General features: G+C 41.3%; 12 protein-coding genes and 1 tRNA gene. 5 read left to right on the forward strand and 8 right to left on the reverse strand.

Annotated features, from left to right (window positions below):
• The first annotated feature begins 159 nt into the window (after positions 1–159).
• Positions 160–414, forward strand: a complete 255-nt coding sequence (locus EW142_RS02030; RefSeq protein ID WP_130612387.1) for a DUF4212 domain-containing protein — start codon at positions 160–162, stop codon at positions 412–414.
• Positions 414–2,189: a sodium:solute symporter family protein gene (locus EW142_RS02035; RefSeq protein ID WP_130608945.1), complete on the forward strand. Its 1,776-nt coding sequence runs from the start codon at positions 414–416 to the stop codon at positions 2,187–2,189. Before EW142_RS02030 ends, EW142_RS02035 begins: the two co-directional genes overlap by 1 nt.
• 53 nt (positions 2,190–2,242) lie before the next feature.
• On the opposite strand, the gene EW142_RS02040 is transcribed toward EW142_RS02035, so the two are convergent.
• Together EW142_RS02040 and EW142_RS02045 are read right to left on the reverse strand one after the other, a co-directional pair.
• On the reverse strand, positions 2,243–2,926 hold the full coding sequence (locus tag EW142_RS02040) for a 3'-5' exonuclease (RefSeq protein ID WP_130608948.1): 684 nt from the start codon (positions 2,924–2,926) through the stop codon (positions 2,243–2,245).
• Positions 2,926–4,845, reverse strand: coding sequence for a DUF294 nucleotidyltransferase-like domain-containing protein (locus tag EW142_RS02045; RefSeq protein ID WP_130608950.1), 1,920 nt, complete (start codon positions 4,843–4,845; stop codon positions 2,926–2,928). Before EW142_RS02045 ends, EW142_RS02040 begins: the two co-directional genes overlap by 1 nt.
• 92 nt (positions 4,846–4,937) lie before the next feature.
• Between EW142_RS02045 and EW142_RS02050 the strand changes: the two genes are divergently transcribed.
• Positions 4,938–6,713, forward strand: a complete 1,776-nt coding sequence (locus EW142_RS02050) for a MutS-related protein (protein WP_130608953.1) — start codon at positions 4,938–4,940, stop codon at positions 6,711–6,713.
• Positions 6,714–6,769: 56 nt separating this feature from the next.
• Here the strand turns inward: EW142_RS02050 and EW142_RS02055 are convergent.
• Positions 6,770–6,843, reverse strand: a tRNA-Met gene (locus tag EW142_RS02055).
• Between the two features lie 137 nt (positions 6,844–6,980).
• On the opposite strand from EW142_RS02055, the gene EW142_RS02060 reads away from it, so the two are divergent.
• Together EW142_RS02060 and EW142_RS02065 are read left to right on the forward strand one after the other, a co-directional pair.
• Complete coding sequence (locus EW142_RS02060; protein WP_130608956.1) at positions 6,981–7,364, forward strand: START-like domain-containing protein; 384 nt, start codon at positions 6,981–6,983, stop codon at positions 7,362–7,364.
• Positions 7,365–7,415: 51 nt separating this feature from the next.
• Positions 7,416–8,270: an aminotransferase class IV gene (locus EW142_RS02065; RefSeq protein ID WP_130608959.1), complete on the forward strand. Its 855-nt coding sequence runs from the start codon at positions 7,416–7,418 to the stop codon at positions 8,268–8,270.
• On the opposite strand, the gene EW142_RS02070 is transcribed toward EW142_RS02065, so the two are convergent.
• The 5 genes from EW142_RS02070 to EW142_RS02090 form a co-directional block, all read right to left on the reverse strand.
• Positions 8,263–8,823: a YqgE/AlgH family protein gene (locus EW142_RS02070; RefSeq protein ID WP_130608962.1), complete on the reverse strand. Its 561-nt coding sequence runs from the start codon at positions 8,821–8,823 to the stop codon at positions 8,263–8,265. The two genes, EW142_RS02065 and EW142_RS02070, sit on opposite strands and share 8 nt — an antisense overlap.
• A 123-nt stretch (positions 8,824–8,946) precedes the next feature.
• Entirely contained in the window at positions 8,947–9,219 is a 273-nt protein-coding gene (locus tag EW142_RS02075) for an HU family DNA-binding protein (RefSeq protein WP_130608965.1), read from the reverse strand.
• A gap of 175 nt (positions 9,220–9,394) precedes the next feature.
• Entirely contained in the window at positions 9,395–10,357 is a 963-nt protein-coding gene (gene fmt / locus EW142_RS02080; protein WP_130608968.1) for a methionyl-tRNA formyltransferase, read from the reverse strand.
• A complete protein-coding gene (locus EW142_RS02085) occupies positions 10,338–12,233 on the reverse strand; it encodes a RecQ family ATP-dependent DNA helicase (protein ID WP_130608970.1) in 1,896 nt (631 codons plus the stop codon). Before EW142_RS02085 ends, fmt begins: the two co-directional genes overlap by 20 nt.
• Entirely contained in the window at positions 12,233–12,796 is a 564-nt protein-coding gene (locus EW142_RS02090) for an AAA family ATPase (protein WP_130608973.1), read from the reverse strand. The genes EW142_RS02085 and EW142_RS02090 overlap by 1 nt, the downstream gene beginning before the upstream one ends.
• Between the last annotated feature and the right edge of the window lie 84 nt (positions 12,797–12,880).

Here is a 12,880-nt window from a genome sequence, read left to right on the forward strand (position 1 = left end):
CTCATTTTTTTCATTTATGTTAAGATTGTTTAATGCAGTTTCAGACTTAAGTATAAGTGTCAAAATTTAACTCGATTTGGATGGAAAGGTATTTTACTTTGAAGAATTTGTCGGAAGGTTTATCAGGAGATTTCATATATTCCAATGATAAATACAAAAATGAACACCGATAACCGAAAAAAATACTGGCGAGAGAACCTTAAATACCTTGCCATTTTACTTTCCATTTGGTTTTTGGTTTCCTATGGTTTTGGAATTTTGTTGGTTGATGAGTTGAACACCGTCCGAATGGGAGGTTTTAAATTGGGCTTTTGGTTTGCTCAACAAGGTTCAATTTACATTTTTGTCATTCTTATTTTCGTTTATGTCCGCTTGATGAACAAACTGGACAAAAAATATAAGCTCGACGAATAATGGACATTCAAACCTGGACCTTTATTATAGTCGGATTTACTTTTGCCCTTTATATTGGAATTGCGATATGGTCACGTGCTTCCTCGACCAAGGATTTTTATGTAGCTGGTGGAGGCGTATCTCCATTGGCCAACGGCTTGGCAACAGCTGCCGATTGGATGTCCGCAGCTTCATTTTTGGGAATGGCCGGTATTATTGCCTTTTCGGGCTATGATGGATCGGTTTATTTAATGGGGTGGACCGGCGGTTATGTACTTTTAGCCCTACTTTTAGCCCCCTATCTTAGGAAATTTGGCAAGTTTACCGTACCAGACTTTATTGGTGATCGGTACTATTCCAATGTCGCTCGTACAGTTGCTGTTATCGCTGCACTTTTTGTCTCTTTCACTTATGTTGCAGGGCAAATGCGGGGTGTGGGGGTGGTTTTCTCCCGATTTTTGGACGTAGAGGTAGATACTGGAGTATATATTGGCATGGCGGTGGTTTTGTTCTATGCCTTTTTGGGTGGGATGAAAGGAATAACATATACCCAGGTAGCGCAATACTGTGTACTGATTTTTGCCTTTATGGTACCTGCCATATTCATTTCCATAATGGCCACGGGTAATCCTATTCCTCAAATTGGTTTTGGTTCGGCAGGTGAGGACGGGGTATATCTGTTGGACAAACTTGACGGGTTGATGACCGATTTGGGATTTACCGCATACACCGATGGAACCAAGTCCAAGATGGATGTATTCTTTATTACGGCGGCTTTAATGCTGGGCACTGCCGGACTTCCCCATGTAATTATTCGATTTTTTACGGTACCAAAGGTGAAGGATGCACGAAAATCTGCAGGCTATGCTCTTTTGTTTATAGCCATTTTATATACCACGGCACCTGCCATTGCGGTTTTCGCACGTACCAATCTTATGGAAACCGTTCAAAATAAACCCTACAAGGAAATCCCGGAATGGTTCACCAAATGGGAAAATACAGGACTCATCGCATGGACCGACAAAAATGAAGATGGAAGAATTCAATATTTACCGGGTACCGCTATCAATGGTAAGAAGCCAGAATTTTCAGAGTCTCGTGGAGAATTGGGCGAACGCTTGATCTACAATTTCAGTGAAGAAAAAAATGAACTATACGTAGACCGAGACATCACGGTTTTGGCCAACCCGGAGATTGCAGGCCTACCCAATTGGGTGATTGCTTTAGTAGCCGCAGGTGGCCTCGCCGCTGCATTGTCAACCGCAGCGGGACTACTTTTGGTAATTTCTACTTCCATTTCACATGATTTAATCAAAAAACAGTTGGCGCCGGGCATTTCTGATAAACGTGAATTGGCTATTGCACGATTTTCTGCCCTATTGGCCGTCGTGGTAGCTGGCTATTTCGGGATAAACCCACCAGGTTTTGTGGCTTCAGTTGTCGCTTTGGCCTTTGGATTGGCTGCTAGTTCCTTTTTTCCAGCCATAGTGATGGGAATTTTTAGCAAGCGTATGAATCGTGAGGGGGCTATTTTTGGGATGTTGGCCGGACTGGGCATTACTAGCTATTATATTGCCCGTTTTAAATTGGGATGGCTCGGAAATCCTGATATGAGCGAAGAAAAAGACTGGTGGTGGGGCATATCCCCCGAAGGTTTCGGGACAGTGGGTATGTTGGTCAATTTTGGTGTTGCCATCATCATCTCAAGTTTTACCAAAGCTCCGCCAAAAGAAGTAAGGGAAATTGTTGAAAATATCCGCATTCCAAGCAATGCGGGAGATGCAATCGGGCATTGAAATCCTCGCTATATCCTGAGGAAGTGAAAGAAATCCTTAAAACGAGATCGTAACTACCAAATACTAAAACGTGGGGGATACTGTTTTTTGAACAACTCCTTAATGTCCTTCGGTTTTAATCGTTGAAGAATTTCCATAAAGGCATAAGCCGTAATGAGGGCATCACCGAGTGCCGTATGTCTATCCTTTTTAGAGATATCAAATTTTTCCGCAAGTTCGTCCAAAGTGTATTGTTCCTTTTTCTGCAGCATTGAGGTGGCCAACAGGGTTTGCTTATATAATAAGCTGGTATCCAATGTTTTATTTTTCAATTTTGGAAGTCCTAATCTATTTAATGCTTCATTGATCATGTTGACATCAAACAGTACATGATGGCCTACCAAAACAGCATTGCCGATATAATCCAAAAACTGTTTTAGGGCATCCAACTCAATAAGACAGGTTGTTTTTTCCTTCTTGAGTATACCATGTATTTTGGCTGTTTCGGCATCGTAGTAATTCTGTGAGAGAAACACTTCAAAACTATTCTTCACTTCAAGCATACCATTCAATAGCTTAACAGCTCCGATACATAGAATTCGGTCTTGAGTCACATTGAAACCAGTTGTTTCGGTATCCCAAAGCACAAAGGTGGTTTGCTCAATTTCCTTGGGTTCTTCTTCGGAAAACTTGGCTTGGTATTCCCACCAAAAATTGGGAAGCACTTCTTTTTTTTCTCGTTTGAATCTAGATTTCATTACCCTAAGAAGCTTTTGACCTGAAACCGGACCTGTAATAATTCTTGGATTTCTTTTAAGGTTTTGAAGGTACGTTTTAATTTGATTTTCTCCTCTTTATCCAGCTGGTCCAAGGCAATAAAACGCCCTGAATCGTTATGTTGAAGTCCCTGTATGGTTCTAAATTTTAACAACGCTTTGCTGGCGTAGGAACAGGCAAGGTAGAGTTCACTGTTTTGAGGTTCAAGTTCCGCCAGCTTCTCATACCGTTCCGCGGTGTTGTTGATGGATTTCACGTTATGGGAAAGAATCAAAACGCGAGCCGCGTCAATCATAGGCATTAAAACCCGTTGCTTGAGGTCAAAAAAGTCCTTGTGCTGTCCATCTTGTTCTACCAAAAATTCCCGGAAGAAACCACTGGGAGATGGGTTCTGCAAGGCACCACTAGCCAAATGGGTTAAAAACAAGGGATGTTTTCGTACTTCTTCAAAAATGTGATTGGAGAGCTTGTCAACTAGTACTTTTTCTCCATAAGTTACATTGTAATCAAAAAATATGGACGATAGTAGTACTTCATCCGGACCTGGATTGCTTATCCAAAAATTGGTGACCTCTTTCCATTCCTTAAGACTATGGCACCAAAGGGGGTTGGAGGCCATCATTTCGGCCGGACAGTACTCGAAACCAATGGTATTAAGTTCTTTGGTCACCAATTCCCCTAAATTTTGAAAAAAGGCAGAAGTTTTCTTGAGCTGGGCTTTTGGAACATCCTCAAAGAGGATGGCATTGTCTTGGTCAGTATTGAGAAGCTGCTCTCCACGACCCTGGCTTCCCATGGATAGCCATGCAAACTTTACCGGAGGCGGACTTTCCAGACTAGCCACAACAAGGGTAATTACTTGTTTTATGGCAGCGTCCTTTAGTTCCGAAATAACTTTTGAGACCAATCGAATTGGAATATTCTGCTCCAAATATCCTCGTAAAAGATTCATAATCCCATGCCTAATGGCCCGGAGTTCTTTAGTAGAGTTGCAGCGCTTAATGGCTCTCATTAGCACGGCAGGATTGTTGCCCAGGGCAACCATAACATCGTGTTTGGATAAAATGCCAACAACCGGCGTGTCAGGAGTACCATCTTCGGTAAGGCATAAGTGGCTGATATTGCTTTTCATCATGGCCATTTGGGCTTGCGTTATGGTAAGGTCCTTCGGGTAGGTAATCACTGGAGAGGTCATTACCTGTTTTGCAGTACCGGTTATTGGGACTTCTCCGGAAAGCACCTTGTTTCTCAAATCTTTGTCTGTTATAATGCCAACAGGGAGCTTTTTTTTGATGACCAAAATCGAACCAACGTGGTTATCGGTCATTGTATGGGCCAAGCTATTTAGTTTGGTATTCTCAGAACATGTCACCAAATCCGTTGAATAACTGACCTTTTGAAAATCCAACAGTCGATTTTCCGGAGGCACCACCTCCTTGTTGGATACTCCGTACAGACTTCCCCTATATTTTTGAGAGTATGGATTTCGGGTATTTGAGGCAAAACTTTCAATTAAAAAGTTTCCCACCAGGGGATTGTCAAGGGCTATGGGCTTAAATTCCCTAAAAGGAATGGCATAAAGTATACTTTCTTCGTGGGCTATTGCATCTAACTGATAATTCTCGTTGGCCACTAAGGGTCTAAGGCCAAAAATATCTCCTTCATCACAAATGTCTGTGAGATGCTTGGCGTCTTTGTCCGTTAACGCGACCGCACCTTTATGAACAACATAGAAGAATTCATGGGGCGTTTCATCCTTAGAGAAGATGATACCATTGTTGGGCTTGTACAAGATCGTCACCTCGAAGGCCAATCGCAACAACTCGTCTTCGGTAAGATTCGTAAAAGGTGGAAAGTCTTTTAAGAAATCAGCAACCCTTTCAGAAATAGTGTTCTTCATAACCCAAAGTTAGGCACAAAAACCATACTGTGGTTATGGAGGCAGGTAAAGCAGGTCCGCCTTATATTTGCGGTCTAGAAAATGAAGTTTTTATGGCTGGTCCCCACAACTTTTATCAGAATGCAATTGAAACGTACAAAAACTTGGTTCGGCTTGATAAGAAAGCTCTAAACCTTATAAGTACGCTTCGCATTGCTGTTTTCCTTTTGACCGCTGGCCTCATCTATTTTTTCTATCCAAACAAGGAGATTTTGGTTGGTATTTCCATTTTGGGAATAGGCGGCTTCGTATTTCTTTTGCGGATGTATGAATCCCGTAAGTCAACCTTTAGGTTAAACCAAGAACTTCTACGAATCAACCAGGAGGAAATTCGAATGCTGAACCATGATTATTTGGACCGTTTTGATGGAATCCAATTTGAAGAGCCAAAGCATTTTTTCAGTTCGGATGTTGACCTTTTTGGCAGAGGGTCATTTTTTCAGTATTTGAATCGGACAGGGCTGACGGAAGGCATACGCCTTTTGGCGGATTTAATGAAATCCAACGATATCACAGATATTGAGAAAAGACAGCAAGCCATTAAGGAGCTGTCCCAACTTAACGACTGGAGGCAGAATTATACAGCTATCTCCAGAATCATCAAAACAGAAACAACTACAGAGTCCATATCAAAATGGCTGAGGGATTATACATCTTTTGTGCCTACGTACCTCAAATGGGTTCCAGCCATTTTTGGTGGGTTGTCCGTAATACTTGTATCCAGTGCTATCTTGGAGCTACTGAACCCACAAATCGTTTTTTATTGGTTCTTATTTGGATTGACCATTACAGCGCTGTTTGTTCGTAAGGTAAACTTGTTGAGCTCCCACGTCAGCAAAATTCGCGAAACGGTTCAGCAATACGCCCAGTTGCTTCGGGAAGTCGAAAATCAACATTTCGACGCAGCGGTCCTGGCCAAGGAAAAAGACAAAATCAAGTCAGGTAGTGCTAAGGCATCTGCTATTTTTAGTGAGTTTGCTTCTGCTTTGGACGCCCTTGACAACCGCAACAATCTTTTGGTGGCTCTGCTTGGAAATGGATTTTTCCTATGGGACTTAAAATGCACCCTTCACATTGAAAAATGGATTGGAAAAAACAAAGAGCTTGTGGAGCAATGGTTCAGGACCGCAGCATTTTTTGACGCGTATAATTCCATGGCCACTTTTGCCTTTAATCACCCGGATAACATTTATCCCTCAATCCTTCCTCAAAAAGGAACATTGATTGAAGCCAAGGAACTAGGACATCCGCTGATACCTCCAAAGGAGAGGATTTGTAGCGATGTATCGCTGAGGTCTTCTGATTTTATGATCATAACCGGTGCCAATATGGCTGGAAAAAGTACTTTTCTCCGCTCCGTATCGCTGTTTGTTGTGATGGCTAATTTGGGCTTGCCCATTTGTGCAAAATCTTGTAAATACCACCCCATTAAGCTGATTACGAGTATGCGAACCACGGATTCCTTGACCGATAACAGTTCGTACTTCTTTGCTGAGCTCACGAGATTACAATTTATTGTGGAGGAACTGGACCGTGGTTCCTATTTAGTGGTTTTGGATGAAATTTTGAAAGGCACGAACAGCGTGGACAAGACCGAAGGTTCCAAAAAACTGATTGAAAGGTTAGTGGCTATGGGGGTGCCCGGAATTATCGCCACCCATGATTTAAGTCTCTGTTCTCTCGAAAATGAACTTAATGAGGTTCGCAATTACTTTTTTGAGACAGAAATCAAAAGGGACGAATTACATTTTGATTACCGATTGAAGCAAGGTGTCTGCAAGAATATGAATGCCTCATTTTTGCTTCAAAAAATGAGAATTGTTGAATAACTTCATTTTACGCAATACCCAAATAAAAAACCCAAGAACAGTTCTTGGGTTTTTTGTAGCGAGAGGGAGACTTGAACTCCCGACCTCAGGGTTATGAATCCTGCGCTCTAACCACCTGAGCTACCTCGCCATGGTGCGTTTTAGCGGGTGCAAATATAAAGTTTAATTTTTGCCGAATCAAAATTCATTATTATTTTATGATATGATATTTATTTTCATATCTTACCCAATTATATAATTTGTTGAAAGGAAAAATCAAATACGAGAATGTCCGACAAAATAAAATTTGAAATAGAGTTCGTAATACAAGCTTCCCCCCAGTTGTTATATCAATATATTTCTACGCCTTCAGGGCTTTCTGAGTGGTATGCCGACAATGTAAATTCACGGAGTGAGAAGTTTACATTTATCTGGGATGGTGCCGAAGAGAACGCCAAGATGCTAAAGCGGAAAAGCGACGAATTTGTTAAGTTTTCATGGGAGGAAAATGAAGATGATTCCTTTTTCGAAATGAGAATTATCGTGGATGAAATCACCAAGGATGTTTCACTTTTTATCACCGACTTTGCGGAGGAAGATGAAGTTGATGAGGCCAAGATGCTTTGGGAAAATCAAGTGTCTGACTTAAAACAAGTCCTCGGTTCCAAATAAAAATTCTGCACTAAAACGTATCTTTGGCCTTGATTTTTCAAGGCTTTTTTTATGGTGAATTTTGATGGGGTCCTATTCCCTGAAAACCAAGGAATTTTGGGATATGATAATAGGGCTTTTAAGTTTGGGGATGGTGTCTTCGAAACCCTTAGAGCTGTAAATGGCACTTTGTTTTTTTGGGAGGACCATTATTTTAGATTGATGGCATCGATGCGCATGTTGCGTATGGAGATTCCGATGAGTTTTACCCTTGAATTTTTAGAAGAGGAAATCTTGCGAACCGTATCGGCAAATGAACGGTCCGAATCGCCTTCCCGCGTACGGCTAACGGTATTTCGAAAGGATGGGGGAAATTATGGTCCATTGAGCAATGAAATTTCTTATTTAATAGAGGTGAAAGCCATGCAAGCTTCTTTTTATCTAATCGATGATAAGCCCTATGAAGTAGAGCTTTACAAGGATTTTTATCTCAACAAAGACCTGCTTTCCAACCTGAAGACCACCAACAAAATACTAAACGTGGTCGCTAGTGTTTATGCCTCCGAAAATGGATACGATAACTGCTTGCTCATCAACACCGATAAGCAAGTGGTGGAAGCCATTAACGGGAATCTTTTTTCGGTGAAGGGCAATGTAATAAAGACTCCGCCACTGCAAGATGGTTGTCTTAATGGGATTGTGAGGAAAAAACTGATGGAAATTATTAACTCAGGTACCGAATTTGAACTGGAAGAGGCTTCCATTTCCCCCTTCGAGCTTCAAAAAGCCGATGAGCTCTTTATTACCAACAGCATAAGCGGAATAATCCGTATAACAAAATACCGGAAAAAGAGCTATGATTCTGTTGTGGGCAATAATCTGTTGGGGAAACTTAATGCAAAGGCTCGATTGGAAGCTACTAGTTGAGCGTAGGGTTTTCTGGAGCATTGGACCAAAGGAGGTAATCCCCGCCCAGTTCCAACATTTTTTCCTTCCAAAAGGCATTGGAGGATTTCTCTAGAATAGAACTTTCATATTCATTTTTGACAACTACCCAAGAATTGGACAATAGTTCTTCGTCCAACTGGTAAGAAGCCCAGCCTGAATACCCTAAAAAGAAACGGATATCCTGTTCGGTGATGGTTTCATTATTGATAAGCTCAACCGTCTTATCAAAATCGCCTCCCCAAAAAATCCCATCAGAAATCTCGATGCTATTATCAATCAAATGAGGAACCTTGTGAATGAAATAGAGATTGTCCTGCTCTACAGGTCCGCCATTAAAAACCTTAAAGGGAATGGTGATTTCGGAAACTAAATCACAAATGTTATAGTCAAGAGGTTTGTTCAGAATAAACCCTACGGAACCTTCTTGGTTGTGTTCCGCCAAAAGTACTACGGACCGATTGAACGAAACATCGCCCGTAAGAGAAGGCTCGGCAACGAGCAACTTACCTTTTGTAGGTTTATCTTCGGTCATTTTGAGCGTTTCTTGTTACTAAATGTAATATATTCTCCTTAAAATGCAAAAACCCACTTGATCCAAATAAAAAAGCACTTCCGGGAAGGAAGTGCTTTAATATATTTTTTTAAACCTAATTGATTAGTTAACCGCAGAACTCAATTCAGCTCCTGCCTTGAACTTTACAACGTTCTTAGCTGCAATTTGGATAGTTTGTCCAGTTTGAGGATTTCTACCTTCTCTTGCATTTCTTCTAGACACTGACCAAGAACCAAAACCTACCAAAGAAACTCTGTTTCCTTTTTTAAGTGATCCCTCAACATTTCCCAAGAAAGATTCCAATGCTTTTTTAGCTGCTGCCTTCGTGATGCCTGCATCAGCTGCCATAGCATCGATTAATTCTGTTTTGTTCATAATGGATTTAATTAATTGTTGTTAAAAAAAGTTTAATGCTGAACAAATTTATATGGATTTGGAGTTCACGCAAGTAAAACCAAGGGAAATCAAGGTTTTTGTTGATAACTTCAAACGTTTGTTGATAAAGTCGCTATAAAAATGGCGCTTTTGCCAGCCCAGTGATAGTAAGGGCTTAGCGCATATGTGAGCTTTCGTTGAGTTGAAACCCCTGAAGTACTTCCGAAGTCTTCATTCTTCGTTTGCCCGGAATTTGGATTTCCAGAAGTTCTAGACACCCATTTTTTGTCGCAACTTTCAAGCTTTTTTTATTGGATAAGATAGCACCTATTTTCTGGTCATGTTCAACGAATTCTTTTCGACTTGCAAAAACCTTTAAGGTCATTTGTTCATCATTGTGCACTAAAAAAGTCCAAGCCCCAGGATAGGGGCTCAAGCCACGGATATGGTCATGGATTTTATCCAAAGGTTCCGTCCAATCGATTCTACAAGTGTCTTTATGAATCTTGGGAGCCTGCTTTACTTTGGTGAAATGCTTTTGGGGCTTGGTCTCCAAGTCTCCTTCAGCTATCAGTCGACATGTTTCGACCACCAGTTGACTTCCCTTTACCATGAGTCTATCATGAAGGCTACCGGCACTGTCCGAAGGAAGAATGACCTCAGATTCTTGAAGAATAATATGCCCCGTGTCAATTTTTTCATCGATAAAGAAGGTGGTCACCCCTGTTTCTGTTTCGCCATTGATTATGGCCCAGTTAATGGGTGCAGCGCCTCTGTATTGTGGAAGTAGGGATGCATGAAGATTAAAGGTGCCGTATTCGGGCATTTGCCAGACCACCTGCGGCAACATTCTAAAGGCCACAACCACTTGAAGGTTGGCTTCAAGTTCCCTAAGTTCCTTTAAAAAGACCTCACTTTTTAATTTGGTAGGTTGTAGGATGGGAATTTCTTTTTCTTTGGCAAATCTTTTTACTGCAGATTCCTGTATTTTTCTACCTCTACCTGCAGGTCTGTCAGGAGCAGTAATCACTCCCACCACATTAAATCCTGCACGGAGTAACGCCTTTAAGCTGCCAACAGCAAAATCAGGGGTGCCCATAAATACAATGCGCAATGCTCTATTTTCCTTTGCGGACATATTTGTTTTCTGAGTTTAGTTGAATGATTTCATCTTCCAATAGGGTTTGAAGGCATTTTAAAAGTTGGGATTCATCTATCTGCAGCCTTAAAAACAGTGCTCTGGACGAAAGGGGCTCCTCATTGAGCGCTTCCAGAATTGCTTTTTCACTTGTCACACTTTCTTTTCCCATTTTTTGGATACAAATATCGCATTTACCGCATGCCGAGGTGGTTTTTTCACCGAAATAGTGTAAAATAAACTGACTTCGGCATACTTTCTCATTTTCAACAAAGGCCAACATTTGCTGCAGGTTTTGCTCTTTGGTTTGATTTAAGGAGCTTATTTTTTTTCCAAAGGTGTTAATCGTACGGTCATCTTCCCGGGGCATCAAAAAGGTCACTTCCAAATCACTTTTGTTTGCTTTGTATTCTAGAATTCCATCCACCTGTAGCTGTTCAAGAGCTTTAAGCAGGTCAGATTCAGAAATCCCGGTTTTCTTTGAGATTAGAAGCGTGTTGATTTTTGTCTCAAAATCTGTTACTCCACCATAGGTTCTCAAAATGGTCTGAATGAGATTTTTCATTTTGGGATGCTTTTCAAAATAGGCAAAAATATCTCGCTTGGAGGTGATGAATCTGAGGGTTGTTTTTTGACTGAACACATCTGTGAGGCCTATCACGGAATTCTGGTCTAAAAGTTTCAGGCCTTGGTAAACTTTATTGGTATTTAAGTTGTATTGTTTGCAAAACTGATTGAAATTCAAGGGAAAGGGCTCCAAAGGCAACTCCCCGTAGGAAATCTGAAAATAATTACAAAGCTGCTTGTATAATTGTTTTAAATAAGCTGTGTCGGGTAGGGAGGTGAGAAATTGTCGCTGTGCCATGACCTTGTCTTCGTTGTTGGTCAGCATGGTTGCCATGGCTTCATTTCCATCCCTACCGCCCCTGCCGGCTTCTTGAAAATAGCTTTCAAGGCTATCCGGAATTTGGTAGTGGACAACCAAACGAACATCGGGTTTGTCAACGCCCATACCAAAGGCATTGGTGGCCACCATGATAGGTACTTTGTTGGATAGCCAATGCTCTAAGCGTTGTTCCTTCTCGGACCTCAAAATTCCGCCATGAAAGAATGTGGAATCAAAACCATGCCTATTTAATTCAGCACTTAACTGTGAGCACATTTTCCTTGATCTGACATAAATAATGCAGCAACCTCTGGTCTGAGACAACAGTGTTTTTAACTGGAACCATTTATCTTCCGTATGTTTTACCGAGAAGGCGATATTACTCCTTTTAAAGGAGTCCTTAAATGTTATAGGTTCCTTTAGGTGAAGCAGGCTAAGAATATCGTCAGCAACACGGTTTGTAGCGGTCGCGGTGAGGGCCAATACCGGAACATTGGGGTGTAGATCTCGTAGAACCGCACATTCCAAATAGGCGGGACGAAAGTCATTGCCCCATTGCGAAATGCAATGGGCTTCATCGATGGCAATGAGGTTTACGTTCATCCCTTTGATTCTTTCTTGTACCAAAGATTGCTGCAGTCTTTCGGGTGAGAGATATAAAAATTTATAGCCCCCATATAGACAATTGTCCAGTAAGTCATTTAGTTCCTCAAAGGAGATGCCCCCAGTAAGTGCAATGGCCTTAATGCCTTTGGCTTTTAGTTCGCCGACCTGATTTTGAATCAAGGCGACCAGAGGTGATACCACAATGCAGATACCTTCCTGCAGAAGTCCAGGCACCTGATAGCAGATAGACTTGCCGCCCCCTGTGGGCATTAAGGTGAGTACATCCTTTTTGTAAAGAACAGCATCAATGATTTTTTTTTGGGACCCCCTGAAATCAGTATGGCCCCAATATTTGTTTAAGATAGATCTGGGCGTTTCCTGCACTACTGAGAGTTTAGGTTATCCAAAATGTAGTCAATGCGTTGTTCAACCGGACTTTTTGGAACAATAAGGGGCTCGTAGCCAAAAGTGGTGTACGTATGTAATAAGGCGTTGTGAATTTGTTCTGCTTCTGCATAGGTCTCCAGACGTTCGTTATCCGAAACATAAATTTGTTCCCAGGGCGGCAATAGGAATATGGTGTTGTATCGATAATTTTCGCATGCACTTACAAATTCCTCATCATAATCTTGGTCAAAAAAGTCCATATAAGCCAAAACATCCGGAATGCCCCTATCAAAAAAGCTTACAGGGTGACTTAGGTTCAAGGAATGCAGATAGTGCTGGGTTCTCCCTGATAGTAAATCCTTATTGAACTGAAGTGAGTCTTCAACGAATACAAGGGGGTTTGAAACAAAGGAATCAATCTTTCCTTCGGTCTTTGCTTTGGACGTCATATCCCTTATAATCTCATGAAAACAATGGAATCCCTTTTCTTCCAAACCATTGATAATGGAAGTTTTTCCTGTTCCCGGGGCCCCTGTGACCACTACCTTTTTCTTGCCCAAATGGAATTTGTTTAGTGAACAAAGTAAGGAAATCAGACTAAGGAAAAAAAATTCTGATGTATCCTATTATCTTTGTAAAAAATA

This window comes from Flagellimonas allohymeniacidonis (genome assembly GCF_004296335.1).
GTDB classification, from domain to species: domain Bacteria; phylum Bacteroidota; class Bacteroidia; order Flavobacteriales; family Flavobacteriaceae; genus Flagellimonas; species Flagellimonas allohymeniacidonis.

Bases quoted from the DNA above. Each gene is read 5' to 3' on its own strand.
- EW142_RS02030 (WP_130612387.1), top strand. From the start codon at position 160: ATGAACACCGATAACCGAAAAAAATACTGGCGAGAGAACCTTAAATAC.
- EW142_RS02035 (WP_130608945.1), top strand. From the start codon at position 414: ATGGACATTCAAACCTGGACCTTTATTATAGTCGGATTTACTTTTGCC.
- EW142_RS02040 (WP_130608948.1), bottom strand. From the start codon at position 2,926: ATGAAATCTAGATTCAAACGAGAAAAAAAAGAAGTGCTTCCCAATTTT.
- EW142_RS02045 (WP_130608950.1), bottom strand. From the start codon at position 4,845: ATGAAGAACACTATTTCTGAAAGGGTTGCTGATTTCTTAAAAGACTTT.
- EW142_RS02050 (WP_130608953.1), top strand. From the start codon at position 4,938: ATGGCTGGTCCCCACAACTTTTATCAGAATGCAATTGAAACGTACAAA.
- EW142_RS02060 (WP_130608956.1), top strand. From the start codon at position 6,981: ATGTCCGACAAAATAAAATTTGAAATAGAGTTCGTAATACAAGCTTCC.
- EW142_RS02065 (WP_130608959.1), top strand. From the start codon at position 7,416: ATGGTGAATTTTGATGGGGTCCTATTCCCTGAAAACCAAGGAATTTTG.
- EW142_RS02070 (WP_130608962.1), bottom strand. From the start codon at position 8,823: ATGACCGAAGATAAACCTACAAAAGGTAAGTTGCTCGTTGCCGAGCCT.
- EW142_RS02075 (WP_130608965.1), bottom strand. From the start codon at position 9,219: ATGAACAAAACAGAATTAATCGATGCTATGGCAGCTGATGCAGGCATC.
- fmt (WP_130608968.1), bottom strand. From the start codon at position 10,357: ATGTCCGCAAAGGAAAATAGAGCATTGCGCATTGTATTTATGGGCACC.